We start from the raw sequence: 26,370 nt of genomic DNA, 5'->3' as shown, positions 1-26,370 counted from the left end.
AATATATGTTCCTTTCTAAAAAAATTTCTGCAAATTAAAGAAAATGAATCGCTAAGTTCAAAATTTATTTTGTTTATTTATTTCTACCCAATTGATAATGATTAATTTATTTTCTTAAAATAAAAATATTTATCCCCGTTGTTGCGTTTAAAAAATTGGAGCCACACCAGAATGATTTATATTTGTCGGATTATTAATTCACATGAATTTATGACTGAAGAAAAAAATAATAATTATAAAAAATACATTGTCGGGTTTTGGTCAATTATCTTAACCGGAATTCTTGCCCTGGTTATAATTTTTGTTTCTATTGCAAAAGGCTGGATGGGTTTTATGCCCTCTTTTGAGGAACTTGAAAACCCGCCAAATATCCTGGCTTCAGAAATATATTCATCAGACGGAAAGATTCTCGATAAATATTTCCTTCGCGAAAACAGGACTTTTGTTGGTTACGAGAACCTGCCGCAACACTTGATTGATGCCTTAATTGCCACCGAAGATGTAAGGTTTTACCGCCACTCGGGTATCGACCTGCGGGGTTTGGCCAGGGTTGTTAAAGGACTTATAACCGGTGATACCAGTTCTGGCGGTGGAAGTACCATTAGTCAGCAACTGGCCAAAAATCTTTTCCCGCGCACCAGTTTTGACAGTTTCCGGGAACTTGTTTTCAGGAAATTTAAGGAATGGGTAATTGCCGTAAAACTGGAACGCAGCTACACCAAAGAAGAGATTATAATGATGTACCTCAACAAGTACGATTTCCTGAACCATGCAGTTGGAATAAAATCGGCAGCCAATGTATATTTCAGCATTCCTCCCGATTCACTTCAGCTACACCAGGCAGCCATGCTGGTGGGCATGGCAAAAAATTCGTCGCTCTACAATCCTGTCCGCCGCCCCGAACTGGTAAAACAACGCCGTAACGTAGTGCTCAACCAAATGGAAAAGTACGGCTTTATTACAAAAACGGTACGAGATTCAGTGAAGCAACTCCCCCTGGATCTCGACTACCAGAAAGTGGATTACCGAATTGGGCCAGCCCCGTATTTCAGGGAGTACCTGAGGCTTACACTTACCGCCAACAAACCCGAGCGAAGTGATTACGCATCGTGGCAAACCCAGCAATTTATTGAAGATTCCGTTGAATGGCAAACCAATCCGTTGTACGGTTGGTGCAACAAAAATATTAAACCCGATGGAAATAACTACAACTTATATTCAGATGGATTAAAAATTTACGCCACCATTGATTCGCGGATGCAGAAATACGCGGTTGAGTCAGTAAGACAACATCTGAAAAATGATCTCCAGCCCGAATTTGACGGAAGTATTAAATACCTCGACAATCCGCCATTCGCGAACAACATGACCAGCGAACAGGTCGAAAACCTCCTGAACAGGGAAATAAGGCGCAGTGAACGTTTCCGGGTATTGAACGAGCAGGGGAAAAATTTCAGGGAGATAAAGGAGAATTTCAAACAGCCGGTTGAAATGACTGTTTTCTCCTGGGAAGGAGAGATCGATACGCTCATGTCACCGCTCGATTCCATCAAATGGTACCTGCGCTATTTTCGTTCGTCGTTTATGGCCATGGAACCCCACAGCGGGCAGGTAAAAGCATACGTGGGCGGCCCCAACTACAAACATTTTATGTACGACATGGTAAAGGGCGGGAAACGCCAGGTTGGATCCACCGTAAAACCATTCCTTTATACACTTGCCATGCAAAATGGCCTCACCCCGTGTACAAAAGTTCCGTATGTAAGCCAGCAATTCCAGATGCCCGACGGTACAATCTGGGAACCCAAAGATTCTGAATATGACGAAGAAAACGAAGGTAAACTGGTAACATTAAAATGGGGGCTGGCACAGTCGCGCAATAAAATTTCGGCGTGGGTGATGAAACAGTTCACCCCGCAGGCTGTAGTAGATGTGATGGAGCGCATGGGCATTTACAGCCCCATCGATCCGGTACCTTCTTTGTTTTTGGGAACTTCGGATATCACATTATATGAAATGGTTGGGGCTTTTAATACCTATGCCAACCAGGGCGTTTATGTGAAACCCTACTTTGTTACGCGAATTGAAGACCAGCACGGAAATGTCATTGCTACATTCCAGCCCGAACGCAGGGAAGCCATTGACGAACAGACAGCCTACCTGATGATTAACCTGTTGCAGGGAGTAATTGATGAAGGAACCGGAATTCGGTTACGTATTTCAAACCTGTTTCGTGAAAGGGTAACGGAGGACTACGGAAGTTTCACCATGCCCATTGCCGGGAAAACGGGGACCACACAAAACCATTCCGACGGATGGTTTATGGGAATAACTCCGAAACTGACTGCTGGAGTGTGGACCGGAGCCGACCTGCGAAGCATCCATTTCCGTACCATTGCCTCCGGCCAGGGAGCCAACATGGCCCTACCCATTTGGGGATACTTTTTCAAAAAAGTGCTGGCCGATGAGTCGCTGGGATTCACCGAAGACATGGAATTTGAGAAACCCGAGAATTTCAATATCAACCTCGATTGCGACGATAATATCCAGGAAAAACGGGAGCCTTCGGATTACAATGATTTCTTTTAATCTTAAAACCTGTTCATCCTTATTTTCTCAAACTGCAGCTCCTCAAACGGTTTCCCCGCGCGTTGCTGGTCAGGGTAACCAATTGCAACTATGCTCAACACCCTGTAATTTTCAGGCATTCCCAGTAATTTCTGAATGTGTTTTTCAGATGAAAGTTCTCCAGAATGCATCCGGTTACGGATTTGAATCCAGCAACTGCCCAATTCCAGTGACTGTGCGGTGAGCTGCAACAAAATGGATGCGATGGAGCAATCTTCAATCCACACATCGTTTTTGGTTTCGTCGGCGCACACCACAATGGCAAGCGGGGCTGTTTTCAATGGCATAATTCCGTGCGGCTTGCATTCTTTCAACCGGCCAATAGTTTCCTTGTCGTCCACAAAAATGAATTCCCACGGATTGATATTTTTTGATGAAGGTGAACGAAGCGCAGCCTCTTTCAAAATGTCGAGCTTTTCTTGCTCAATGGGTTGTTCGGTGTATTTCCGGATGCTCCGGCGATTGCGCAAAATGTCTATCATTGTTTTGTTTTGATTGTGATGATTTCAAATAAAAGAAATTTTTCTAACTTCAAAATCTCAATTAATCCTGATATGATGAAAATTAAAGTATTATTACTCTTCGCCCTCCCAATTGCGCTGTTTTCATGCCAAAACAATTACTATTCGATGGACGATTTTGAAAAGGTAAAAAAAATCGATGCCCATTTTCATATTTACACCAACGAACCGGCTTCACTGGAACAGGCCCAAAAAGACAATTTCAGCCTGCTGGCTATTAACACGTTTTCTGGCGGTTGCGAACGGGTGGTGGAAGCTCATCACTGGTTGAAAGCACAGAAACAACAGCACCCGGACATAATTGAATTTTCAGCCACTTTTTGCCTCGACGGCTGGGACGAACCGGGCTGGACAGAAAACACCATTGCGTGGATTGACCGTTGCATAGACGATGGTGCCATTGCCGTGAAAGTGTGGAAGAATATCGGAATGGAATTCCGCGATGAAGACAGTGTTCTGATTATGATTGACCATCCCCAATTTGATCCGGTTTTTCAACACCTTGCCGATAACAATATTCCGCTGGTCGGTCATTTGGGCGAACCCAAAAACTGCTGGCTCCCGCTCGATGAAATGACCACGAAAAACGACAGTAATTATTTCGCCAACAATCCCCAATACCACATGTACAAACATCCGGAATATCCATCGTACGAAGAGCAAATGGCGGCCCGCGACCGGATGCTTGAAAAAAATTCGGACCTCACATTTATCGGGTGCCACCTGGCCAGCCTCGAGTGGAGCGTGGATGAAATGGCGGCGTTTCTCGACCGCTTTCCAAATGCTGCCATGGACATGGCCGCCCGCATGGGACAACTGTTTTACCAAACCCGTGAAGACCGTGAAAAGGTGCGCAACTTTTTTATCGACTACCAGGACCGCATACTTTATGGCACCGACATTATCGACCGCGGCGGAAACCCGGAAGCATTGCAGCAACGGATGCACGAAACCTGGCTCAACGACTGGGAATACCTTGCAACCGATAATACGATGACCAGCAATTTAATCTATGGCGAATTTCGCGGACTGAAACTCCCGAAAGAGGTAATAGGCAAAATTTATTTTGAGAATTGTAAGAAGTGGTATGATACTAACTGGTAAAATGAAAGGCCATACAACTCAACTAATGCAAAAGCATAAAAGAGACAGATTAATTCAATCTATTGCATTAGCCGTACATCGATTATTCCTCCTTTAACCGGATTTTACTTTAACAAAGCTCAGTCATTCAGTGAGATAAGCTGATATTTTTTCGATTTTGTTGCTACAAATGTTTTTCCAAGTCTGTTTTTTTCATATTGAAAAGTTTTAAAACCTGTTCCTGTAGCTCGTTGAGTCCTGTTATTTTAATGCTTTCGACATTTCTCCCTAAATTTAATTTTACCAGTTTAATATCCTTGAGTTCCTCTAATATGTCAGAAAATGGCAGCTTACTTTTTGTTTTTTTCGTTCCATGTTACCAGGAAAGGGAAGATTTTGTCTTCCATCTCTTTGACAATGGCGTAAGAAAACATGGAAAGCAACACATGCCCGGAGGTTTGGACTTCGTTTTGGTGATAGACCGGGCGTACCTGGATATTATTGCTTTTAAAATCGCGGAATGCATGTTCAACATGCTGTAAATTTTTGTCCTTCCAAATTGTAGCGGATTTTCATCCCCCTGTCTCCCACAAAAATAACCTGGCTGACTTGTCCAACGCGGAATTTTCCGATGCGTTTGTATTGCCTGATATGGTTTTTGTAGGCATCTTTGATGAGGTTCCCGCGGTATTCGTTATAACGGGTTGTATCAATGTCGTTCAAAAGGTTTTTAATGAACAGGGTAAACCTTTTGGCAGTTGGCGGGCATTCCAGTTTTTCCACAGCATCGAAAAAATTTATTTCCTGTGATTTCCCGGTTGTATTGAGGTAAAACTTTTTGAGCTTGCCGGGCCTGAAAAAAGTGATTAATTCGTTTTTTTCGAGTTCCGGCTTTTTCATACCCGAGCGGGTTTTTTTAGGCAACCGTTTGATTTTCTCGAATAAATCGGGATTGCCGTCACGTAACTCCCGCATCATTTCGAGGTATTTCAGTTCGGATGTTTCTTCTTCCTCACCGGAATAGGCTTTTTTACTGTTCAAGGTATTGAATAGTTCCTGGCTTCCGATTTCTTCGCCTTCGGTTAAATATTTGGCATCTTCCCCCATAATGTAATGAAACATTTGCAGCTTATTGGTAATGTTGTTTTCCAACCCCAAATGTCTGTCGGAATGTGAAGTTGGGAAGAAATTAAAAATAAAGATGTTTTTATACTTCGAACCTAACCTGTTTACATGGCCTACGCGTTGCAAAACTCTTGTTGGGTTCCAGGGCAAGTCGTAATTAATTAAAACATTGGAGCGGTGCAGGTTTATTCCTTCTGCCAGAATATCGGTGGTAATCAGGTATTTTATATCGTCCTGATGGTCGATACTATTCGGGTCGAAATTATCTTTTATCATTTCGCGTGTGATTTTTGGGTCTTCATGAATTGGTTCCCAAAGGATGTCCACCTTTTTTAATAAAGCTAAATCGTACTTTAAATCGTCAATAAACCGGGAACCATTGAAAGAGCCAAAGTTATCAGAGATATATTTCTGAGCCTTTTCATCTTCTACCAATTGTTCCAGGGTTTCCAGGTCGTCATTTGCCAGCAAGTCATATACATTCGTTTTTTTACTGATGTAAACCGTCCCCTGGTTGTACATTTCAATAAACTTTTTGTAGGAATTGATAAAACGCTTTATGCTTCGTTTGAATGCATAAAAACTGCTCTCCAACCTTTAATCCATTTTTCCAAAGTATAATATTACAGCAAAATTAACACTTTCCAAAACCTCTTGCAATACTTTAATTTAGGGGGACACTCCTTATTCACAATAAAAAATTGGGTGCTGTTTTTGAAGCAGGCACCCATTTTCTTTTATCCGTCAAGCGGTTCCAACCGCTATACGGGTTGCTGGTGAGAAGGGAACCGTTCTCTCCAAAAAGAACGGTTCCTTTTTCACTTTTTAAAACGCATCATCCAGTGTGCGCACGGTCAACACCTCGTTGAGTTGTTGTTCAGAAATTTCGGTTTCGAGATGAATGGTTCTGGTTTCACCGGGCAACATGTCGAAATAATTATCCGAGAAAAATCCCTCCTCGCTACCCAGCCGGAAGTAAACATTTTTGGCCAGTTTGTCGGTGCTCACTTCAATGTCAAATCCGTTATCGGCTTGCGAAACGGTGTATTCCACGTTGGGTTCCGGCACGTTCAGCTCTTTAAAGGGCCGGAAAAAGAAGGTATTTTTCGAAATGGTTTCGTTGTTTTCAACCAGCTCGGCTGAGAGCAACAGTTCGCGTGTATTTTTGCCATAGAGGAATTCCCGGTAGTTTTCATTGAAATAGTCGCTGCTGGAGTTGGCAGGAAGTTCAACCAGTGAGGCTTTTTCCCAGATTACGCGGCCACTGAAATCCATCAGTTTTAAAATAAGCTGTGCATTTACATTTTCGAGCCGGTCGTTTACAATGCCCACTTTCAGTTTCAAATCATCGATATAAGGGCTGACCAAAACGGGTTCAAAACCTTTTTTCACGTAATATTGCAGTGCTTTCCACTTCTGGTAATAATCGGTTGAACTCCACGAAGCTACCGGCCACACATCATTCAACTGCCAGTAAAGGCTGCCCATGGTAAACGGCATGGCGCGGCGGTGACCTTCCAACCCAAACTTGATTCCTTCGGCCTGCAACACGTGATTTACATACAAGAACGATTCAAAATCTTTGGGCTGCTTGTATTCTTTCAGCATGTAATATTCAATGGTTTCATTTCCGATGGACGAACGCTGGTGCGATTTCATCACCTCCGAGTAGATATCGTAATCCTGTGGTTCAGCATATTTTTCCACCGTGTTCATTTCGGGGAACGACTGGAACCCGTACTCGCTCATGAACCGTGCAAGGTGAGTGGCGTAGGTTTCAAAGGGTTCTTTGCCCCACCAAACGCCCCAGTAGTGTTCGTCGCCGTTTACCAGGTCGGCCTGGACTCCTAATCCTGAGGAAGGGCTTGATCCCCAGTAACTGCGTTGCGGGTCGAGCTCTTCAACTACTTCGGGCAGTGTTTCATGGAAAATATCGACATAAGCCTGCCACACTTTTTCGGGGACATCTTCGCCCTGTCTTTCGGCAATTCCTTTCCAGCCCCAGGTGTTCCAGGCAGTTAGAATTTCGTTATTTCCACACCACAAAGCAATGCTCGGGTGGTTGCGCAGCCGCTTTACATTGTCGATGGCTTCCTGCCGGATATTTTCCAGGAATGGTTCGTCGTTGGGGAACATCGCACAGGCAAACATAAAATCCTGCCAAACCAGGATGCCGTTTTCGTCGCACAGGTCGTAAAAAATATCTTCTTCGTAAACACCGCCACCCCAAACACGCAACATGTTCATGTTCGATTTTTTGGCGGTTTCAATCATTGTGCGGTAATTTTCGTCGGTAACCCGTGGCAAAAACATATCGTTTGGAATGATGTTGGCACCTTTCATAAATACAGGGTGACCGTTTAGTTTGAAATAGAACGAAGTGCCGTGTTCGTCTTCTTCGCGCACCAGTTCGAGCGTGCGAATTCCGATCCGGGTATCTTCAGAAAATGTTCGCTGACCAATTTTCATTTTCCCGGTGATGTTATACAAATGCGCTTCTCCCAAACCGTTTGTCCACCACAATTCAGGGTTTTCAATTTCAAAATCCACAGAGTATTTATTCACGCCTTCCTCTAACTGAACTTTATTGCTGGCAAGCGTTGTTCCGTCGTTCAAAACCGAAAGTGTGGCCTTGTCATTTCCTCCAGCTTCCACTTCAAAAACAGCGGTGAACGTGGCTTTTTCATCAGAAACTTCGTGCTGCACAATTTGCAGGTTTTCAATTCGGGCTTCGTCCCAGGCTTTTAACAGAACCGGTCGCCAGATTCCGCTGGTCACCAGTCGTGGCCCCCAGTCCCAGCCGTAATGGTACCCTGCTTTGCGGGTGTAAATGCTCACACGTTTATTGCCTTCCACCTGGCCACGTTCGGCCTGGTCGTTTTCGGCTCCGGGGTAAACAAATTCGTTGGCATCGTACTTTTCCAGACCAATTTTTATGGGCGATTTAAACAAAATCCGCAGCTCGTTTTCGCCTTCGTTAAGCACCTCTTTTACATCCACCTGCCACTCGCGAAACATGTTGTTGGCAGCCAATATCTGTTCATCGTTTAAAAATACATCGGCGTACGTGTCGAGTCCTTTAAAATCGAGCTCCACACGGTCGCGGTTGAGCATATTCTTATCGGCTGTAAACGTGGTTTTGTACTCCCAGTCTTCTTTGTCAATCCACTGAAGATCGAGCTCATTCAACCGATAATACGGATCATCGATAACATTATTTGCCATCAAGTCTGTATGTACCGTTCCGGGAACAGTTGCGTCCATCCACTCTGTTTCACTCGCCTGGCGAAACTTCCACCCCTCACTGATTTCTTTCTGAACCATCAGGTTGGCATCTTTTTCTTCCTGCCGGCAGCCCCATGAATTTATCAGGGCAAGTGCCATACTTACTAACAAACCTTTTTTTATTGACATTTTTCGATTTTTTTGAGGTGCTAAATTTCGAAAAACATCTTCATATATCAAACAGTTCCACAAAAAAAGCGGCAAGGGTTCAGTTCCTGCCGCTTTCTTTTGTTTCATTATGAACTACTTTTCTTTTTTTGCTGTTGAAATATTGAATGGCATGTACAGCAAACAACATTTAAACAAACCGGTTGCAATGAGCGGGATTCCAAGTAGCCCCCACCAGCTGTTAAATACTACCCCAACTATGGCAATTATTAAACCTAAAATAATTCTGATTAACCTGTCAACCGGACCTACATTACATTTCATATACTATTGATTTTTTTGATTCTAATCTGTTGAACGTAAATTTTCAGTATAGGTTTAGAATTCATCTTGCAAAATATCGCATGCTGTTTTGATAAATGCTGTACACTTCGTTTGAAAAACCGCATCCTCATGAGCCGCTGAAGCTCCTTCCGGCGTTGAAATATCGTACCCCGTAAGTTTTTTGCAGATGAGTGAACCATGCTCCTGTTTAAATTTTTCGTTGAATCGCTGAATGGCTTGTTTTGTACGGGCTTTTGCTGCGGGATCGCTGGAATCGTGTCCGTGCTTCATGCCGATAACCATGTACGAACCGGTAACGGCACCGCAGGTTTCGGCACAGGCCATACCACCTCCAAAACCGCTGGAAATTTTCAGGGCTGTTTTTTCATCGAGCCCCACCTCTTCGGCAAACAGACTAAAAACAGTTTGCGCGCAGTTGTACCGGGAGAATTGCTTTTCTACTAAATCTGCTTTTCGAGTCATTTTTTTGTTTTAAAGGTAATGGAATTTTTTGATGCAAAAAGCCCGGAATCCTTAAATTCCGGGCTTCAATTATATCGTGTCCTCTTTTTTCTTTAAGTCTCCCCCTGGTGAGATTTAGAGGGGCTGGGCTTTTATTCTCCTCTCACAGCAGCAACACCCGGAAGTGTTTTTCCTTCTAAGTATTCGAGCAATGCACCGCCGGCAGTTGAGATGTACGACATTCCGCCGGCCATGTTAAATTTATTGACACATGCCACTGAGTCGCCACCGCCAACCAACGAGAAAGCACCTTTTTCTGTGGCTGTTACAATGGCTTCGCCCACTGCTTTGGAACCTTCTGCAAATTTGTCCATTTCGAACACACCCACCGGGCCGTTCCAAAGGATGGTAGCCGAGTTTTCAATAACTTCTTTAAATTTGGCAATGCTGTTGGGGCCGACATCCAGTCCCTGCCATCCTTCCGGAATTTCGTTGGCCTGCATAATTTTGGTATTGGCATTTTCATCAAAAGCATCGGCAGCCAGCACATCGGTAGCCATAATCAGGTTCACCCCTTTTTCTTTGGCCATTTTTTCAATGTTTTTAGCCGTTTCCAGGTAGTCGGTTTCACAAATTGAATCGCCTACTTCGCCACCGTTGGCTTTCACAAAAGTGTAGGTCATTCCGCCACCCAAAATCAGGTTGTCCACTTTGCTGAGCAGGTTTTCGATGATGGTAATTTTCGACGATACTTTGGCACCGCCCATAATAGCAGTCAGCGGGCGTTTGGGTTCTTTCACCACTTTGTCGAGGCTTTTTACTTCGCTCTCGATGAGGTAGCCGAACATTTTGTCGTTGGGGAAGAATTTGGCGATAACTGCTGTTGAAGCGTGCGCGCGGTGAGCGGTACCAAAAGCATCATTCACCCAGCAGTCGCCGTTTTCGGCCAGTTCTTTGGCAAAATCTTCATCACCTTTGGTTTCACCAGCATGGAAACGCAGGTTTTCCAGCATCAGCACTTCGCCCGGTTTCAGTTCACCGGCCATTTTTTTCACTTCGTCGCCAATGCAATCAGGAGCCATTTTTACTGTAGCACCATCAAGCAGTTTCGAAAGGTGATCAACCAGGTGACGCAATGAAAATTTATCTTCCGGCCCGTTTTTCGGACGCCCGAGGTGCGACATAATCAGCGGAGAACCGCCGCCTTCAATTACTTTCCGGATTGTAGGGAGCGCTTTCTGCATGCGGGTATCGTCGGTGATTTCAAATTTATCATTTAAAGGCACGTTGAAATCAACGCGAATCAATGCCTTCTTTCCTGAAAAATCGTAGTTGTGAATTGTTTGCATAGTATTCTATTTTTTTGGTTTTCTAAAAGTAATCAAATATAAAAAATTAATTCCGCAAGATACAGTCTCGTTTTCAACCATCTGATAATTTAATGTTCGGGTAAAATAAAAGCGCCCAAATTCATCATCAATTTACAGTCCTGAAATTTTCGGATCGTAAAATTACTTTGAAATTTAAGAAATGGAAGTTCGATTATCAATTGCAGAAAGCTTATTTTTGGTGAATGTTTTTCAAAGATGTAATCGGTCAGGAAGAAATTAAAAAGCGTTTGATCCGCTCGGTAAAAGAGGAACGGATAAGCCATGCACAACTGTTTACCGGCCCCGAGGGAACCGGGAAACTGGCTTTGGCTCTGGCATTTGCACAGTATGTTTCGTGCCGTAACCGCGGCGAAACCGATTCGTGTGGGGAATGCCCGTCATGCCGCAAATACCAAAAAATGGCGCACCCCGATTTGCATTTTGTGTTCCCGGTTTTTCCCACCAAAGAATTCAAAAAACCGGTGAGCGACGATTTTTTGCCCCGTTGGCGCGAAATGGTTAAAAAAAATCCCTATTTCACACTTAGCCAGTGGCTGGGATTCATAGAAAATGAAAATGCGCAGGGATTGATTTACGAGCGGGAGAGTGATTCCATCATGCGGAAACTGAACCTGAAATCATTCGAATCGGAATATAAAGTGATGATTATTTGGCTGCCCGAAAAAATGCATCAGGCCTGCTCCAACAAATTGCTGAAATTAATTGAAGAGCCACCCAACAAAACACTTTTCCTGCTGGTTTCCGAAGATGAAGAATCCGTAATTACAACTATCCGCTCGCGGGCACAGTTGTTAAAAGTTCCGTTTATCGATAAAGACTCGATGAAAAGCGCGCTTGAAAAAATAGAGGGAATCGATAAAGAACAAATACCCGAGGCCGTGCACCTGGCCAGCGGAAATTACATCAAGGCGCTGGAATACCTGAACCCGGACGAAGACACGCAGTTTTATTTCACCAAATTTCAGGAGATGATGCGTTTTGCCTACAAACGGGAGGTGAAGGAGCTGGTGGATTGGGCCGAGGAAATGAGCCGCATTGGCCGCGACCGCCAAAAATCGTTCTTCAGTTTTGCACTGCGGCTGGTACGCGAATATTTTGTGATGAACATGAAAAAGCCCGGCCTGGTTTACCTGAACAACAAAGAAAAAAACTGGGGAAAAAATTTCGCGCCTTTCATTAACGAACGAAACATCGTTCCGTTTGCCAAAGAATTCGAACTGGGCATCAAACACATATCCATGAACGGAAATGCCCGCATTATTTTTCTCGATACCGCGCTGAGGATGGTGCGGTTAATCAAAAGGTAATTCAGCACATCATGCACCTTTTTTATAATCAATTTAAAAAGAATCGTTTTCAACCTTAAATTGGTATTAATCATTATTTTTGTGAAATGTAATGCTGTTATTATGCTGTATATTTTTTAAAATTAACACATTACCCAGAACTGATTTTTATGGCAAACGTGGATTTGATAGAAAGGGGAGTATGCAAAAAACATCGGGATAACTGTGCGAAACTGCACGTTACCGATTGGATGAAAGATGTGGTGAGTACCGGCAATACCGATGATATTGTTGAAGTACGTTTTAAAAATACCCGCAAAGATTTTTACAGGAATGTAAATAATTTAAAACTCGAAGCAGGCGATATAGTGGCTGTTGAAGCCAACCCCGGACACGATATAGGCATTGTTTCGCTTACCGGTGAGCTGGTGAGCGAGCAGATGAAAAAGCACAAGGTGACTACCGTTAACGGCGAGCTGCGGAAAGTGTACCGCAAAGCCAAACCGCAGGACATCGACAAATGGAAAGAAGCCATCTCGCTGGAATACGAAACCATGATTGAATCGCGGAAGATTGCCTCCGATTTAAAACTGGACATGAAAATTGGCGATGTGGAATACCAGGGCGATCGCACCAAAGCCATTTTTTATTACATCGCCGACGGGCGGGTCGATTTCAGGCAGCTCATAAAAATCCTGGCCGAAACTTTTCATATCCGGATTGAAATGAAGCAAATCGGGGCACGCCAGGAAGCCGGACGGATTGGCGGAGTGGGGCCCTGCGGGCGCGAACTTTGCTGCGCCACCTGGATTTGCAACTTCGTATCGGTAACTACAAATGCCGCCCGCTATCAGGATATCTCGCTCAACCCGCAAAAACTGGCCGGGCAGTGTGGAAAGCTGAAATGCTGCCTCAACTTTGAAGTGGATACCTATATGGATGCACAGAAAGATTTTCCTCCCACCAATATTCCGCTCGAAACGGAGTTTGCTACCTTCGAATTTATTAAAGCAGATATTTTTAAAAGAATTTTCTGGTACTGCCAAAAAGACGATACTCCTTCAACCCTGATTGCCTTGCCGGTTGAAAAAGTGAAACGGGTTATAAAAATGAACCGAAACGGGAAAAAGCCCGAAAAGCTTATTTCTGAAACACTGGAAGTGTCGAAACAAAAAGACGAGATTTTTCACAACACGGTAGGTGAAGAAGATCTCGATCGTTTTAACCGGCCTAAAAAGAAATTGCGTAAAAAGAAAAAGCGCAATTACAACAAAAATAAAAACCAGAACAGGAACCGGAAACCCCGAAAACGTTAAACAAAATTGAACGGCCATGTATAAATTTCTTATTCGTTTTTTTGTATTCGTTTTTGCAGCAGCGGCGGGCATTTCGTGCGACCAGACGCAGGTTTTCGGTAAATATAACGCCATACCTGATGCACAGTGGCACAAAGATTCGCTGGTTGTTTTTACCATTCCGGTAACCGACACGCTGCAAAACCACAATTTGCTGGTAAATGTGCGAAACGAAACAACATACAATTACAGCAACCTCTGGCTCTTCGTGGAGATTGTCCAGCCCGATGGTGAAACGATGAAAGATACGTTTCAAATAGTGTTGGCCGAACCTTCAGGGAAATGGCTGGGCGACGGAATCGGGAAATTGAAAACACGTCAGGCTATTTTCCGGCGAAATGTTTATTTCCCGGTGTCGGGCGAATACACTGTGAAGATTCAGCATGGCATGCGTGAAGAGACTCTCCGCGGAATTCACGATGTGGGGTTCAGTGTTGAAAAAGTGAATTAAACCACCAGGCGGGTAATTTTTTAAGTAAAATAGTAAAAAGAGTATCGAGTTGTGAGCAAAAACAAGCTGGCAAAGTTTGAAGAGATGAAAACCTTTGAACATGTTGTTCAGGCTCCGTATAATGCTGTCGGGCATAACGATTTTCATCTGAAAGGGGAATGGGCGAGCCGATTCTTTAAAAATGAAAATCCCATTGTTTTGGAGCTGGGCTGCGGCAAAGGAGAATACACCGTGGAGATGGCCGGACGGTTCCCGGGGATAAATTTCATCGGTGTCGATATTAAAGGGGCGCGGCTGTGGAAAGGTGCCAAAATTGCCTTGCAAAAAGAGTTGAAAAACGTGGCGTTCCTGCGTACCAACATCGAAATTATCGGTCAGTTTTTCGGTCCCGGCGAGGTGGAAGAAATCTGGCTCACTTTTCCTGATCCGCAAATGAAAAAAAGCAGGAAGCGGCTCACTTCCGCCTTCTTTTTAAATAAGTACAAAAGTTTTCTGAAGAAAGGTGGCATCATCCACCTGAAAACCGACAGCAATTTTCAGTTTACCTATACCCGTGAGCTTGCGTGCAAAAATAATTTTGAAATTCTGGCTGAAACCGATAGCCTTTATGAATCGGACATTCAGAACGAAACATTGCAGATAAAAACATTTTACGAAAAGCAGTGGCTGAGCCGCGGGATAACCATAAAATACCTGGCTTTTCAGTTAAATAATGCCGGGCTCGAAGAACCGGAAATCGCAATAGAAAAGGATGAATACCGGAGCTTTGGGAGAAGTGCGAGGGAAATGAATGAGTGAAAATTACAAACAGCAAGCACCAAAAATCAAATAAATTTCAAACATCAGTGCGGTTTGAACAATTGAAATTTATGGCTTGGAATTTATTGGTAATTTGGGATTTGGTAATTGGTATTTCAATAATATGAGCGATTTTTTTGAAAAAGTTTACGAAGTGGTGAAGTTGATTCCTCCCGGGCGTGTAACTTCCTATGGCACCATTGCCAAGTATTTAGGAACGGGCGGCGCGGCGCGCATGGTGGGGTGGGCCATGAATGCTTCCCACACCCATGCTGATTATGTACCAGCCCACCGGGTGGTCAACCGCAACGGCCTGCTTACCGGCAAACGCCATTTCGACACTCCCGATGCCATGAAGGAACTGCTCGAAAACGAAGGTGTGAAAGTAAAAAACGACAAAATCGTTGACTTTAAAACCCACTTCTGGGATCCGATGCAGGAGTTGCGAGATTGACTTTGCTTTTTGTTTTTTAAAATTACCCTCTCCCGCTGACAGTAATTTATCAATCTCGAACTTTTTCATTTGCATTAACGCCTCAACAACAGCCTGCCCTTTTTCAGGGTCGTTTATGAGTTTTTGCAAAACGGCCGGAATGATTTGCCACGAAACGCCGTATCTGTCTTTCAACCAGCTGCATTGCTCCCTGGATTTAACTTAAGTATATTCGTTTTTGCTGCTCGTTTAAAATTGGCAAAACATCACATCAAGCTTCTCAAGTAATTTATTATCATCTTCCATTCTGTAAAGATAGCAAACAAATATTAAGCCGTCAATTTATTTCATAACACACCCTAAGTTCAGGTAACCCTGAACTTACCCGAAATTAAAATATCTGATACAATTATCTGTCCTCTGATCCCGGTACAGGTACTTTTGCTTTTTCGATGTAGCCAATGTCGCCCATAATGTAAGTATCCGGTCCGAGTTTCAGGTCGGAGTTCATCATTTCTTCAAAGGTTACTTCTTTTCCGGTATATGCTGAAACCCTTCCCATTATTGCTGCCATAGTTGAAAGGGCAGTCTGTTCGGCATAATTCATCGCAATGTCTTCGCGGATGGCAGTAACAAGGTCGATGTGTTCCTGCACATAAGGGCTGGTTTCATGATCTTCGAAAGTGGCAATATCATTGCCCTGGTCATCAAAGATGCGGGCTGTACCTCCCTGCGACGATGTGGCCATTGCTTTTGTTCCGTGGAAAAGTTCGTAAACACCATTTGAACAACCGTTTATCTGGCGGCAGGTGCTAAGTATTTTTCTTCCGTCGTCGAGTACAAAATCAACGGCAAAGTTATCGTACTGGTCGCCGGTTACCCTGCGTTGCCTTGAACCGAAGCCCAATGCTTTAACCGGGTATTTACCCATGTACCAGTGTGCAACATCGATGTTGTGAACGTGCTGTTCAACAATGTGGTCGCCCGATAACCAACACCAGTTTACCCAATCGCGAATCATCCATTCCATTTCGCTCCAGTCGGGATTGTTGTTACGGTACCAAAGTTGCCCGCCGTTCCAGTAAACATCAGCCGATACTATGTTTCCAATAGCATTATTTTCAAGTTCTTTCAGCAGATTAATGTATTTGTGCTGGTGGCGGCGTTGAGTTCCGGTAACTACTTTCAGCCCTTGCGAGTCGGCCATTTTTGATGCAGAAATTACCTGGCGAATACCAACCGGGTCAACAGCAACAGGTTTTTCCATGAAAACGTGTTTCCTTGCTTTCACGGCAGCTTCGAACTGCTCAGGGCGGAATTTTGGTGGAGTGGCGAGGATGATAACATCAACACCGGCATCGATTACTTTTTCGTAAGCATCGAAACCTACAAAACATTTTTCATCCGGCACTTCAACACCTTTTTGTTCTTTCAGTTTGTTTTGAAGGTCGTCAACACGATCCTGAAAAACATCGCCCAATGCTACCACTGTGAGGTTTGGCCCGGCATCGAGGAAATTCATGGCAGCACCCGATCCACGGCCACCGCAACCAATTACACCAGCTTTCAGTTCCTTTCCTTCCGGGGCGGTTTGCCTCAGCGGAGGATAAACAATTTCGTGTGGCTGCCAATCGTAGTTACCACCACCTGATGAAGAACCTCCTCCTGATGAACAAGAAGACAAAGTTCCAACTCCCATAGCTCCGGCAGCACCTACTGCGGCTGCTCCGGCTAAAAATTTACGTCTCGAAAAATTATTTTCACTCATAACAGATATGTTTTTAGTTGACTTTAGGATTTTAAAAATAGTTATTTTTTTCCGGTTTTCTCATCAAATTCGCAAACAACTCTAAAACTTATATAATTACAGTCGGATAGCCACCATATACTTTTTGGCATTTGCGGGTCGGTTTTCAGCCATTCTTCGGTTTTTGTATAATCACGTGCAGCGCTCCTGACTTCACCTACAGGGCTTCTGAACGATCCACCCCTGATAACCCGCTCTTCACCCGAAGATGGGCCTTTCGGATTTATCGCTCCATCAGTAATATTTTCGTAAGCATTTTCAGCATACCAGTCGGAACAATATTCGGCTGCATTACCGAGCATGTTTTTGAGTCCGTACGGATTGGGCTCAACCAAATCGGGCTCTTCGGTTTTTCCTGCGCTGTTTCCAGCGTAAACTACATAATTATTAATAATGTCGCTTTCTTTTCCGAAGAGTTTTCCGAAGAAACCTTTTTGGGAAAAGTCTTTGGGTTCTCCTTCAAAGAAGAAAGGTGTTTCTGTTCCTCCCCTTGCCGCGTATTCCCATTCGGCTTCTGTGGGCAGTCGATATGTTTTCCCCGTAACTGCTGATAACCATTTGCAATAAGTTTCGGCTGCATGGTAAGTCATAGTTATGGCAGGCCGTTTGCCCAATCCCCAGTTTTGGTCGGGTTGGCCGTAGGGAGGAGTAGGTCCTGAAATGGCATCCACTCCGTCATCTTCAGTACGTGAGCCTTCGGTATCGGTTGAGCGGCCTTCTGCAGCAGTGGCTTCGTAAAATGCGAGGAACTCATCCCATGTAACTTCTACTTCGGCCATAAAAAACGGACTAATTTCCACTTCTTTCTGTGGCCCTTCGTCGGGGTCCCGCATTTGTTCTTCTTCGGGGCTGCCAATTTTAAATGAACCACCCGGAATGGCTTTCATGTTGAAAGCGATAGTTGTGTTTGGTACTGTTTCGGTAAAATTTTCATGTTGGATGACCTGGGCCGGTTCGGTGAATACTTCAAGGTTTTCGCCGCCCGTGCTTCCAAATTCTACATTTTTGGCATGCAGCGCATTGGGATCGTAGTGGCCGACATGCAGGTGGCAGTTGATGCAGCGTAATTCGTCTTCTTTTTGAGAATAGTAAAGGTGGGCATCCTGTCCTTCTTTTGTTAAAGTGAGCGGGAATAAATTCTGATGGCAATGCGTGCACGATTCTTTAAACACATGGTGCTGGGCATATTCAAGTGTCGATTTTTGTTCCCAGTTAAAATCAGCGCTGTCTTTAAAAACTACCCCGTAAATATCTCTTGCGCCAGCTATCATCTTTTCTTTCAGGTAACCTTCTCCTTTGGGAGGAAGGTGGCAGTCAACGCATCGTGCCTGAAAGCCCGACGGGTTATCGTAGTGTGTAGATAATTTCCATGAGTCGAAAACATGCGGGTGAACATGGCACACCTCGCACGATTCGTTGGTGGAGGTATATTCCAGTGCCTTATTGGTGTAAATGGTAAATAGCAATCCAATTACAAATCCTGCAAAAAGTACAAGCAGCAGCTTCTTCCTTAAGTATTTCCCCCGTTTCTTCAGCATTCTTAAATGGTTTTGTAAATTACAGGCTGTATAATTTCATCAAAAATCCCAAAAATAATAATTTCCTGAAGTATTGATGAATGATCGCTGTTTTAAAAGCTTATTTAGAACCAATCAAATCTCATCATGGCAATGTAGTTGCCACTTTTATTAACCTTTTGACGTTGTATCTAACAATTCTACCCAACGAATAAAGTGAATTTTTTTGTGCTGTAAAACATATTTTTTTAATCCAACTTTAATAACCAGAAAAATAATGATTACGATTTACAGCATAAGTTTTCAAGAACAAATTTTAATGCTACCAAAAATTTCAATTAAACAAATGAAACTTCAAACAGGTATTGAACTATTTGACACCAACACATACATAATTCTTAAAAACGCTCATTCGCAACAGCCCGGTCAGCAAATTATACAGAGCAAATAACTCCAGCGAAAAAGGCAGGTAACCCAAGTATCCTGCAAGGGGCATTTCAAAAATTTTGGGCTGGTTCAAATAAGGCAGTTCGTAGGTCCATTGGGGCCATGAATAGTAATTCCACAATTCCCAGAAAAAACCACATATCACCACACCAATCCAGAGATTCCAAACCGGCCGCCAGTTGCCGCTTTTCGTATAGTGAAGCAAGGTTTTAAACCCCAACCAGTAATTTACCGGTCCAACAATAAAATAGACCGATATCCAGACAAAAGGAAAAAATATCCGCGGGCATGCCACGAACAAAAACAGCATAACCCACCCGGAAATAAAAAAGAACAGGGGCAGATTTTTACCGGTTTTCCAGCGGAGTTTGTTTAAAGCCAGAAGCCGGAAGGTTGACACAAGTTCCGCTGTAACAAATACGGCTGGCAGCACAGTACTGAAATTCAGCGATGCATACAACGCATACGCAACATCACTAAAATATTCACGGCCGGTGTAATGCCAGTTTTGCAGCACGGTGTTGAAAAGTTCGAACAACCACCAGAGCGGTATTGAAAATACAAACAGTAGAAGAAACCCTGTTTTACTTCTGCTCACCAGCGAAGTTCCTTTTCGCATAAAAACAAGTCCGTCAACCGCGAGGATGTAACCCAGCCACAGCGGGAAAAATGCAAGGTGTGTTCGTAACCCCTCCAAATACCAATTTAAAAACCAGAATATGACTGCCAGTAAAAACCCCAGCCATCCGTGGAGCGGATAATTTCTTTGCCTGTTCCTCATAACAGGAAAAATACAAAAAATTCAGGATTTATTTTTACTGAAGCTCAAAAACAATATCCGGAATAACCTGTGCACACCGGGATCCGATAAAACGAGTTGATTAACTCAAAGCACTCTCCTGTCGGGCAACAAAAAAAGGATTAAACTGTATATCAACAATTTAACCCTTTAAAAAGTCGGGGTAGCCGGATTTGAACCGACGACCTCTTCGTCCCGAACGAAGCGCGCTACCGGGCTGCGCTATACCCCGCTGCAAACGCCGCAGCTTCAGCAATGGTGTTTTTTAATGCGCTGCAAATTTAACCTTTTTTATACAAATTGAAAGTTTTCAAAAAACAAAAAAGTAATTTTGGGAAAACAATCTTCATAATCAAATAAAACAACCACACAAAATAAACATTTGTTCTTTTAATCATTTGCTTATTATAAACATTATTTCTATTTTAGCGCCATAATAATTTGATTCAGTAACGCTTAAAAATTAACAATAATAGTCATATGAAAATCGCAATTACATCAGAAAAAAAGGACCTGAGATCGAAATTTGATTTACGGTTTGGGCGTGCCGCATGGTTTTGTATTTACGATACCGAAAACGGTGAAGCCATTTTTACAGAAAATGAAAATAAAGAAGCCAACGGCGGAGCAGGCACCAAAACGGCCGAAAAAATGGCCGAACTAAACGTAAGCCAAATTATCTCCGGAGATTTTGGTCCCAAGGCAAAAGCACTGCTCGAAAAGTTTAAAATTCAAATGGTTATCCTCGATGAAGGGAATAAAACCATCAATGAAATTATTGAACTACTCAAAAACAAAAGCACAATAACTTCAAATTAAAAATTCAAAATATCAAATAAATTTTACATTCATGAAGAAAAAAATTGCCGTACCAGTTAACGACAACTCTGTCCTTGATGCCCATTTCGGGCATTGCAAATTTTTTGTTTTGGCCGAAACGAACGGAGAAGAAATTACTTCGGAAGAAATTGTTCAACCACCACCTCACGAACCCGGAGTGTTACCTGCGTGGCTGGCCGAAAAGGGTGTAACCGATGTACTGGCAGGCGGAATGGGCAACCGTGCTATTCAGCTATTCAACCAAAACGGAATTAACGTTTTTGTAGGTGCCCCCCAACTGGAAGCCAGGGAACTTATTTCAGGTTTTCTGAACAACTCCATCCAATTCTCGGCCAATTACTGCGACCACTAAAAACCGGTTCACTAAACAACTTCAACAAACTAACCATTTGTAACCGGAACAATGCAAGAGATAAAAAAATGAAAATAGCAGTTGCAAGTGGAAAGGGAGGCACCGGAAAAACAACCGTTTCGGTAAACCTCTTCTATTTTATTTCGAAAGAATGGGACAGCAATGTCAGGCTGGTTGATTGCGACGTGGAAGAACCCAACGATGTCCTCTTTTTTAACAACCCGGCCATTCAAAGCCGGGAAGAAGTTTACCATCTCATTCCTGAAATTGATACCGAAAAATGCACCTTTTGCAAGAAATGCCAGGAATGGTGCGAGTTTAACGCCATTACAATAGTTCTCAAACTCAATTTTGCAGAAGTAGATGCAAGCCTCTGCCACTCGTGTGGAGCATGCAGCGTAGCCTGCGAATTTGATGCAATTACCGAAATTGAAAAACCTCTGGGAACAATCACCGGTTACCAAACTGGTTTTGGAAAAGGATTAACCGAAGGATGCCTGAATGTGGGATCGTCGATGCAAACCATGCTGATTAAAAAATTGAAAAGCAGTGTTGATGATAAAGATTACCTTACCATTTTGGATGCACCGCCCGGAACAAGCTGTCCTGTGGTGGAAACCGTTGCCGATGCCGATTACATTATCCTGGTTACCGAGCCAACTCCCTTCGGGCTGCACGACCTGAAAATCACCGTTGAACTGCTGGCCGATCTCCAAAAACCGTTTGGGGTTATTGTAAACAAAGCAGGACTGGGAAATCGCGATGTATATGCATTCCTCGAAGAAAACAACATTGAACTATTGGGTGAAATTCCGTTCGACAGGAATTTTGCCGTGAGCTACTCGTCGGGCGATTTACTCCAAAATATCCCCGATAAAACAACCCGGGTTTTCCGTGAAATCATTCAAAAAATAAAAAGGAAGGAGGTGGTAAAATGAGAGAAATTACTATCCTCAGCGGAAAAGGCGGAGCCGGGAAAACCAGTGTGGCAGCAGCTTTCGCCTCGCTGGCAAAAAATGTGGTGTTTTGCGACAACGACGTGGATGCCGCCGACCTGCACCTCATCCTTCATCCGGAAATTAAAGAAACGCATGAATTCGACAGCGGGACCATTGCAAAAATAAATCCTGAAAGCTGTACCAATTGCGGGTTATGCGAAGAACACTGCCGTTTTGATGCCATTCACCCCAACACAAACGGCATGCCCGAAGTAAACCCGTTTCAGTGCGAAGGATGCAGGTTATGCGAGCGTATTTGCCCGGTTGATGCTATTACTTCGGTCCAAAATAACAACAACCACTGGTTTGTATCCGGCACACGATTTGGCCCCATGGTACACGCCCGAATGGGTGCCGGTGAGGAAAACTCGGGCAGGCTGGTAACAGAAATCCGCAAAAAAGCCAAAGAAATTGCAACGGACAAAAAAGCCGGAGTTATTATCAGTGATGGCCCGCCGGGAATTGGCTGCCCCGCCATTGCATCGGTTACCGGAACCGATATGGTTTTGCTCGTGGTTGAACCTTCACGCTCGGGCATGCACGATGCAAAAAGATTATACGAACTGGTAAAATCCTTCAACATTCCTGTGGTTGCTTTAATCAATAAATTCGACATCAACCTTGAAATTACAGCCGAAATCGGGGTCTTCCTGGATGAAAACAATATCCCGTTGCTCGGCAAAATTCCATTCGACCCGCAACTGGTTGAATCGATGGTAAAAGAACAAACCATTGTGGAATTTTCACCGGACAGCGATATGAGCCGGGAATTTGGAGTGATTTGGCAAAAAATAAATGAAATCAAAAAAAATGATGACCTTTGTTGCAATCAATAAAAGTAACAAATGGGGCTACCCAAAAAAATATCGAACCACAACTTTCGCTCGTTTTTGTGGCATGCGGCATTTCTGGCCATGGCCAAAAATTTTATGGATGTTGACACAGTGATTCCGGCCATGCTGGTTGAAGCCGGTGGAGGTGCAATCCATATTGGAATCATGACGGCCATTATGCTTGGTGGCGCGCAGTTTACCCAACTGTTTTTTGCCCCGTGGCTGAGCAACAAAACCTACAAAAAAAATTACCTGCTTTTTGGCATTAACACCCGTGTGTTTGCGCTGGCCGGACTTGGCGCAATGCTTTTTTTCCTGCAAAGCAGCACGTCGGGATTCATGCTTGGGTTGATGTTTCTTTTCATCACCCTTTTTTCGTTTACCGGGGCCTTTGCCAACATCAGCTATTTCGATATTCTTGGAAAATCAATCAATCCTGAAAAACGAAAAATATTCTTTTCCACACGGCAGATTATTTCAGGAGTAATTGTTCTGGGAGCGGCATTTCTGGCACGTAAAGTGCTTGTCATTCGTGACTTTCCGGTGAATTATTCCTTCATGTTTTTTATTGGAGCCACGCTGCTTCTAATTGCATCTCTGGGATTCTGGAACCTGAAAGAGACCGTTCCTTCCACGCTGAAAATTTCGAGTTTGAAAGGTTTTATCCACGTGCTGAAAAGCGAAATAAAAAACAATAAAAAACTGATTTGGTTTCTCGGTTTCATTAATACACAAGGAATCGCTGTTTCATTTTTGCCTTTTGTGGTGCTTTATGCCAAAGAGATTTTTGCTGCAAAAAGTACCGACACCGGAACTTTTCTGTTGTTTAAAGTCATCGGAATAGTTTTTATCAGCGCGCTGGTATTGATGGGCGCTAAAAAACTAAAGTACAACCTGCTGCTATACAGTAATGTGGGCTTGTCACTGATACTCGGAATGATGCCACTTTTTATCACTGATATTTCGTGGCTGAAATACATTTTTGTGATGGGGGGCCTGGTTTATGCGCTCTACACCATGACCATGAATGGCCTGCTGCTCGAGATTTCGGGCAACGAAACCCGCGCACTTTACACTGGCTTTGCCGGGGCCGGAAATATTCTGCCGGCACTTTTCCCGCTTGTTGCCGGAACCATTATCGAACTACTCGGGTTTCAGGCCTTTTTTGTGCTGTTTATAATTATTATTTCTCTCGCTGCTTTTTTCATTTTTAAAATCGACTGTAAACGATGAAAATTACAATTTTAACAGAAAACGCTGCAGGAGGAAAACTTCTTGCTGAACACGGCATCTCCTATTTTATTGAGATTGACGATCAAAAAATACTGTTCGACACCGGGCATTCCGATGTATTTTTGAAAAATGCCCGGCAGCTGGGAATTGATATCGAAAATGAAGTTGAAAAAGTGGTGTTGAGCCATGGACACTGGGATCATGGCGACGGGCTTAAACACCTGCAAAACAAAACACTCATCACCCACCCCGGTGCTTTCGCCCACCGGTTTCGAAAGCGCGATTTGTTGCCCGTAGGATTATCGATTGGCAAAAAAACGCTGCAAAAAAATTTCAGCATAACAGAATCACGCGGCCCACTTCAAATTACTGATCACCTGTGGTATTTGGGAGAAATCCCCCGAAATAATGATTTTGAAGCACAATCCACTTCTTTTGTGGATGATTTTCAGCACGATGATTTTATCCCCGACGACTCGGCACTGGCAGCAGTTGTGAAAAACCGGTTGATTGTAATTACTGGCTGCTCGCACTCCGGCATCTGCAACATTACAGCGTATGCAAAAAAAGTAACCGGCATTTCGGATGTAAGGGCAGTTCTCGGCGGATTTCACCTGAAACAAAACGACGAGCAGACACGCAAAACCATCGAATATTTCAAAAATGAAAAGGTGGATGAAATTTACCCGTCGCATTGTACCGAGCTGCCTGCACTGGCGGCATTTCACGCAGCATTTGGAAACCCGCAACTCAAAACCGGGATGGTGCTGGAATTATAGGGACCGGCGAATTTCTGCAAACTTCTTGTTTTGTTAAAACAAAATAGTTATGTTTGACGTTAGTAACGCAACAAATAAGCATGATTGTTTCTTTTGCATCAAAGGATACTGAAAAAATATGGTTTGGTCAAAAAGTAAAAGGCTTACCAATTGAAATTCAGCAAACAGGAAGAAGAAAGTTGCGTATGATAAACAATGCGCAAAATTTAAACGATTTAAGAATTCCACCATCTAACCGGCTGGAAAAATTAAAAGGGAATCAAAATGACTTTTTCAGTATCCGAATAAACAAACAATGGAGAATTGTTTTTCGATGGCAGAACAATAATGCTTATGGTGTTCATATAACAGATTATCATTAAAATGGAGAATTGAAATGGAAAAACTGACAAATATTCACCCGGGAGAAATTCTGCTTGAAGAGTTTCTGCTCCCTATGGAAATATCAGCTTACAGGCTTTCAAAAGACACACAAATTCCACAAACTCGTATTTCTCAAATCATAAAAGGGAAACGCAGAATTACTGCCGATACAGCACTGAGATTGAGCTCTTATTTTGGTAATTCGGCTAAATTTTGGTTGGGGTTGCAGGATGACTATGACCTTGAAGAAGAAATAAATAATAAAGAGGAGCTATTTTTATCAATAAAAAATAATGCCCCACAGCAAGTTGAATAACATAAAAACCATTTATCAATTATTCATTCCAAATTCATCCCTGTCATTCAGCACCGGAAATTTTTCCCTGAATTTATGAAGTTCATCCAGCGAAATCTCGAAAGAAGTCACCTGCTCGCTGTCGCCCAGAAAACGGGCTTTTCCTTTGGCATCGATTAATACAGAATCTCCCAGGTAATCCAGTCCGGCCCCGTCCGTTCCAACGCGGTTTACACCAATGCAGTACGCCTGGTTTTCAATGGCACGGGCCTGCAGCAACGTTTTCCAAACCTCGTGGCGTGGTGCCGGCCAGTTGGCCACGTAAATGAGCGCATCGTAATTTTCGGTATTGCGGCTCCACACCGGAAATCGCAAATCGTAACAAACCAGCGGACAAAACCGCCAGCCTTTGTACTCCACGATTAGTTTTTCAGAACCTGCCGAATAGTGCCGGTTTTCTTCGCCCATTGTAAACAGGTGGCGCTTGTCGTAAATTTCGATTTTGCCATTGGGAAAAACCCACACCAGACGATTAAAAACTTTTTCGTTGTCTTCAATTATCAGGCTGCCGGTTACAGCACTATCTTTTTCGCGGGCCAGTTTTTTCATCCACTGCACAGCAGGACCATCCATACTTTCTTTTAGTTTTCCTGGATACATGGAAAATCCGGTGGAAAACATTTCAGGCAAAACAACCAGATCGGTTTTGTCAACCGCCGCAAGTATTTCCGAATACTTTTCGAGGTTAGCCTGTGGCTGTTCCCAAATAATGTCGGGCTGAACGAGTGTGATAGTTAGTGTTTCCATGATTACAATGCTTCAGTTAAAAATAAACTCCAAAAAACAATAATCAAATT

The 26,370-nt window shown here is 43.4% G+C and carries 25 protein-coding genes, 1 tRNA gene and 1 pseudogene; 15 read left to right on the top strand and 12 right to left on the bottom strand.

The features are described from left to right. Positions 1-210: 210 nt before the first annotated feature. Entirely contained in the window at positions 211-2,589 is a 2,379-nt protein-coding gene (locus ACTCNA_RS02720; protein WP_462946360.1) for a penicillin-binding protein 1A, read from the top strand. Between the two features lie 2 nt (positions 2,590-2,591). Here the strand turns inward: ACTCNA_RS02720 and ACTCNA_RS02715 are convergent, their stop codons facing one another. Next, positions 2,592-3,110, bottom strand: coding sequence for a nitroreductase family protein (locus ACTCNA_RS02715; RefSeq protein WP_462946359.1), 519 nt, complete (start codon positions 3,108-3,110; stop codon positions 2,592-2,594). 72 nt (positions 3,111-3,182) lie between these two features. Between ACTCNA_RS02715 and ACTCNA_RS02710 the strand changes: the two genes are divergently transcribed. Continuing rightward, the gene (locus ACTCNA_RS02710) at positions 3,183-4,253 is read left to right on the top strand and encodes an amidohydrolase family protein (protein ID WP_462946358.1); all 1,071 of its coding nucleotides are present in this window, start codon (positions 3,183-3,185) and stop codon (positions 4,251-4,253) included. Between the two features lie 507 nt (positions 4,254-4,760). On the opposite strand, the gene ACTCNA_RS02705 is transcribed toward ACTCNA_RS02710, so the two are convergent. The 5 genes from ACTCNA_RS02705 to ACTCNA_RS02685 form a co-directional block, all read right to left on the bottom strand. Next, positions 4,761-5,879, bottom strand: coding sequence for a helicase-related protein (locus ACTCNA_RS02705; protein ID WP_462946357.1), 1,119 nt, complete (start codon positions 5,877-5,879; stop codon positions 4,761-4,763). 303 nt (positions 5,880-6,182) lie between these two features. After that, positions 6,183-8,771, bottom strand: coding sequence for a beta-mannosidase (locus ACTCNA_RS02700; protein ID WP_462946356.1), 2,589 nt, complete (start codon positions 8,769-8,771; stop codon positions 6,183-6,185). A 114-nt stretch (positions 8,772-8,885) separates the two neighbouring features. Further along, a complete protein-coding gene (locus ACTCNA_RS02695; protein ID WP_462946355.1) occupies positions 8,886-9,074 on the bottom strand; it encodes a YgaP family membrane protein in 189 nt (62 codons plus the stop codon). Between the two features lie 54 nt (positions 9,075-9,128). Then, positions 9,129-9,557, bottom strand: a complete 429-nt coding sequence (locus ACTCNA_RS02690) for a C-GCAxxG-C-C family protein (protein WP_462946354.1) — start codon at positions 9,555-9,557, stop codon at positions 9,129-9,131. Positions 9,558-9,688: 131 nt separating this feature from the next. Next, positions 9,689-10,885, bottom strand: coding sequence for a phosphoglycerate kinase (locus ACTCNA_RS02685; RefSeq protein WP_462946353.1), 1,197 nt, complete (start codon positions 10,883-10,885; stop codon positions 9,689-9,691). 224 nt (positions 10,886-11,109) lie between these two features. Between ACTCNA_RS02685 and ACTCNA_RS02680 the strand changes: the two genes are divergently transcribed. The 5 genes from ACTCNA_RS02680 (at position 11,110) to ACTCNA_RS02660 (ending at position 15,271) form a co-directional block, all read left to right on the top strand. Next, on the top strand, positions 11,110-12,234 hold the full coding sequence (locus ACTCNA_RS02680; protein ID WP_462946352.1) for a DNA polymerase III subunit: 1,125 nt from the start codon (positions 11,110-11,112) through the stop codon (positions 12,232-12,234). A gap of 149 nt (positions 12,235-12,383) precedes the next feature. Next, complete coding sequence (locus tag ACTCNA_RS02675; RefSeq protein ID WP_462946351.1) at positions 12,384-13,529, top strand: PSP1 domain-containing protein; 1,146 nt, start codon at positions 12,384-12,386, stop codon at positions 13,527-13,529. Positions 13,530-13,545: 16 nt separating this feature from the next. Further along, positions 13,546-14,019 (top strand): gliding motility lipoprotein GldH, encoded by a 474-nt coding sequence (locus ACTCNA_RS02670; protein ID WP_462946350.1) that lies wholly within the window; start codon positions 13,546-13,548, stop codon positions 14,017-14,019. A 51-nt stretch (positions 14,020-14,070) separates the two neighbouring features. Beyond that, positions 14,071-14,817, top strand: a complete 747-nt coding sequence (gene trmB / locus ACTCNA_RS02665; RefSeq protein ID WP_462946349.1) for a tRNA (guanosine(46)-N7)-methyltransferase TrmB — start codon at positions 14,071-14,073, stop codon at positions 14,815-14,817. Positions 14,818-14,941: 124 nt separating this feature from the next. Then, positions 14,942-15,271 carry an MGMT family protein gene (locus ACTCNA_RS02660; RefSeq protein WP_462946348.1) on the top strand — a complete coding sequence of 110 codons (330 nt, stop codon included), beginning with the start codon at positions 14,942-14,944 and terminating at the stop codon, positions 15,269-15,271. A gap of 138 nt (positions 15,272-15,409) precedes the next feature. Here ACTCNA_RS02660 and ACTCNA_RS02655 read toward each other — a convergent pair. The 5 genes and pseudogenes from ACTCNA_RS02655 to ACTCNA_RS02635 form a co-directional block, all read right to left on the bottom strand. Next, positions 15,410-15,463 (bottom strand): annotated as a pseudogene (locus ACTCNA_RS02655) (VOC family protein); the annotation flags it as partial. 196 nt (positions 15,464-15,659) lie between these two features. After that, positions 15,660-17,018 carry a Gfo/Idh/MocA family protein gene (locus ACTCNA_RS02650; protein ID WP_462946347.1) on the bottom strand — a complete coding sequence of 453 codons (1,359 nt, stop codon included), beginning with the start codon at positions 17,016-17,018 and terminating at the stop codon, positions 15,660-15,662. Between the two features lie 41 nt (positions 17,019-17,059). Beyond that, a complete protein-coding gene (locus ACTCNA_RS02645; RefSeq protein ID WP_462946346.1) occupies positions 17,060-18,595 on the bottom strand; it encodes an SUMF1/EgtB/PvdO family nonheme iron enzyme in 1,536 nt (511 codons plus the stop codon). A gap of 349 nt (positions 18,596-18,944) precedes the next feature. Next, positions 18,945-19,802: a hypothetical protein gene (locus ACTCNA_RS02640; protein ID WP_462946345.1), complete on the bottom strand. Its 858-nt coding sequence runs from the start codon at positions 19,800-19,802 to the stop codon at positions 18,945-18,947. 176 nt (positions 19,803-19,978) lie between these two features. Next, a tRNA-Pro gene (locus tag ACTCNA_RS02635) sits at positions 19,979-20,052 on the bottom strand. A 248-nt stretch (positions 20,053-20,300) separates the two neighbouring features. Here ACTCNA_RS02635 and ACTCNA_RS02630 point away from each other — a divergent pair. The 8 genes from ACTCNA_RS02630 to ACTCNA_RS02595 all read left to right on the top strand — a co-directional run bounded on the left by ACTCNA_RS02630 (position 20,301) and on the right by ACTCNA_RS02595 (position 25,534). Further along, a complete protein-coding gene (locus ACTCNA_RS02630; protein ID WP_462946344.1) occupies positions 20,301-20,639 on the top strand; it encodes a NifB/NifX family molybdenum-iron cluster-binding protein in 339 nt (112 codons plus the stop codon). A 31-nt stretch (positions 20,640-20,670) separates the two neighbouring features. Beyond that, positions 20,671-21,012 (top strand): NifB/NifX family molybdenum-iron cluster-binding protein, encoded by a 342-nt coding sequence (locus ACTCNA_RS02625; protein ID WP_462946343.1) that lies wholly within the window; start codon positions 20,671-20,673, stop codon positions 21,010-21,012. 68 nt (positions 21,013-21,080) lie between these two features. Continuing rightward, positions 21,081-21,950, top strand: coding sequence for a P-loop NTPase (locus ACTCNA_RS02620; RefSeq protein WP_462946342.1), 870 nt, complete (start codon positions 21,081-21,083; stop codon positions 21,948-21,950). After that, positions 21,947-22,846: an ATP-binding protein gene (locus ACTCNA_RS02615; protein WP_462946341.1), complete on the top strand. Its 900-nt coding sequence runs from the start codon at positions 21,947-21,949 to the stop codon at positions 22,844-22,846. The genes ACTCNA_RS02620 and ACTCNA_RS02615 overlap by 4 nt, the downstream gene beginning before the upstream one ends. Before the next feature lie 9 nt (positions 22,847-22,855). Then, a complete protein-coding gene (locus ACTCNA_RS02610) occupies positions 22,856-24,076 on the top strand; it encodes an MFS transporter (protein ID WP_462946340.1) in 1,221 nt (406 codons plus the stop codon). After that, positions 24,073-24,855, top strand: a complete 783-nt coding sequence (locus tag ACTCNA_RS02605; protein WP_462946339.1) for an MBL fold metallo-hydrolase — start codon at positions 24,073-24,075, stop codon at positions 24,853-24,855. The genes ACTCNA_RS02610 and ACTCNA_RS02605 overlap by 4 nt, the downstream gene beginning before the upstream one ends. A gap of 53 nt (positions 24,856-24,908) precedes the next feature. Continuing rightward, the gene (locus ACTCNA_RS02600; RefSeq protein ID WP_462946338.1) at positions 24,909-25,217 is read left to right on the top strand and encodes a type II toxin-antitoxin system RelE/ParE family toxin; all 309 of its coding nucleotides are present in this window, start codon (positions 24,909-24,911) and stop codon (positions 25,215-25,217) included. Positions 25,218-25,231: 14 nt separating this feature from the next. Next, positions 25,232-25,534: a HigA family addiction module antitoxin gene (locus ACTCNA_RS02595; protein WP_462946337.1), complete on the top strand. Its 303-nt coding sequence runs from the start codon at positions 25,232-25,234 to the stop codon at positions 25,532-25,534. Between the two features lie 15 nt (positions 25,535-25,549). Here ACTCNA_RS02595 and ACTCNA_RS02590 read toward each other — a convergent pair whose 3' ends face one another. Further along, on the bottom strand, positions 25,550-26,320 hold the full coding sequence (locus ACTCNA_RS02590) for an amidohydrolase (protein ID WP_462946336.1): 771 nt from the start codon (positions 26,318-26,320) through the stop codon (positions 25,550-25,552). Positions 26,321-26,370 lie beyond the last annotated feature (50 nt).

This window comes from Tangfeifania sp. (genome assembly GCF_055108615.1).
Note: the sequence above shows the minus strand (reverse complement) of the source record. Positions and strands in the feature narration are given on the sequence as shown.

Excerpts from the sequence above, each read along its gene's own strand:
- ACTCNA_RS02660 (WP_462946348.1), top strand. The coding sequence starts at position 14,942 with ATGAGCGATTTTTTTGAAAAAGTTTACGAAGTGGTGAAGTTGATTCCT.
- ACTCNA_RS02595 (WP_462946337.1), top strand. The coding sequence starts at position 25,232 with ATGGAAAAACTGACAAATATTCACCCGGGAGAAATTCTGCTTGAAGAG.
- ACTCNA_RS02710 (WP_462946358.1), top strand. The coding sequence starts at position 3,183 with ATGATGAAAATTAAAGTATTATTACTCTTCGCCCTCCCAATTGCGCTG.
- ACTCNA_RS02605 (WP_462946339.1), top strand. The coding sequence starts at position 24,073 with ATGAAAATTACAATTTTAACAGAAAACGCTGCAGGAGGAAAACTTCTT.
- ACTCNA_RS02705 (WP_462946357.1), bottom strand. The coding sequence starts at position 5,879 with ATGTACAACCAGGGGACGGTTTACATCAGTAAAAAAACGAATGTATAT.
- ACTCNA_RS02720 (WP_462946360.1), top strand. The coding sequence starts at position 211 with ATGACTGAAGAAAAAAATAATAATTATAAAAAATACATTGTCGGGTTT.
- ACTCNA_RS02675 (WP_462946351.1), top strand. The coding sequence starts at position 12,384 with ATGGCAAACGTGGATTTGATAGAAAGGGGAGTATGCAAAAAACATCGG.
- ACTCNA_RS02625 (WP_462946343.1), top strand. The coding sequence starts at position 20,671 with ATGAAGAAAAAAATTGCCGTACCAGTTAACGACAACTCTGTCCTTGAT.
- ACTCNA_RS02590 (WP_462946336.1), bottom strand. The coding sequence starts at position 26,320 with ATGGAAACACTAACTATCACACTCGTTCAGCCCGACATTATTTGGGAA.
- ACTCNA_RS02650 (WP_462946347.1), bottom strand. The coding sequence starts at position 17,018 with ATGAGTGAAAATAATTTTTCGAGACGTAAATTTTTAGCCGGAGCAGCC.
- ACTCNA_RS02690 (WP_462946354.1), bottom strand. The coding sequence starts at position 9,557 with ATGACTCGAAAAGCAGATTTAGTAGAAAAGCAATTCTCCCGGTACAAC.
- ACTCNA_RS02695 (WP_462946355.1), bottom strand. The coding sequence starts at position 9,074 with ATGAAATGTAATGTAGGTCCGGTTGACAGGTTAATCAGAATTATTTTA.
- ACTCNA_RS02670 (WP_462946350.1), top strand. The coding sequence starts at position 13,546 with ATGTATAAATTTCTTATTCGTTTTTTTGTATTCGTTTTTGCAGCAGCG.
- ACTCNA_RS02715 (WP_462946359.1), bottom strand. The coding sequence starts at position 3,110 with ATGATAGACATTTTGCGCAATCGCCGGAGCATCCGGAAATACACCGAA.
- ACTCNA_RS02680 (WP_462946352.1), top strand. The coding sequence starts at position 11,110 with ATGTTTTTCAAAGATGTAATCGGTCAGGAAGAAATTAAAAAGCGTTTG.
- ACTCNA_RS02640 (WP_462946345.1), bottom strand. The coding sequence starts at position 19,802 with ATGAGGAACAGGCAAAGAAATTATCCGCTCCACGGATGGCTGGGGTTT.
- ACTCNA_RS02610 (WP_462946340.1), top strand. The coding sequence starts at position 22,856 with ATGGGGCTACCCAAAAAAATATCGAACCACAACTTTCGCTCGTTTTTG.
- ACTCNA_RS02615 (WP_462946341.1), top strand. The coding sequence starts at position 21,947 with ATGAGAGAAATTACTATCCTCAGCGGAAAAGGCGGAGCCGGGAAAACC.
- ACTCNA_RS02620 (WP_462946342.1), top strand. The coding sequence starts at position 21,081 with ATGAAAATAGCAGTTGCAAGTGGAAAGGGAGGCACCGGAAAAACAACC.
- ACTCNA_RS02700 (WP_462946356.1), bottom strand. The coding sequence starts at position 8,771 with ATGTCAATAAAAAAAGGTTTGTTAGTAAGTATGGCACTTGCCCTGATA.
- ACTCNA_RS02645 (WP_462946346.1), bottom strand. The coding sequence starts at position 18,595 with ATGCTGAAGAAACGGGGGAAATACTTAAGGAAGAAGCTGCTGCTTGTA.
- ACTCNA_RS02685 (WP_462946353.1), bottom strand. The coding sequence starts at position 10,885 with ATGCAAACAATTCACAACTACGATTTTTCAGGAAAGAAGGCATTGATT.
- ACTCNA_RS02630 (WP_462946344.1), top strand. The coding sequence starts at position 20,301 with ATGAAAATCGCAATTACATCAGAAAAAAAGGACCTGAGATCGAAATTT.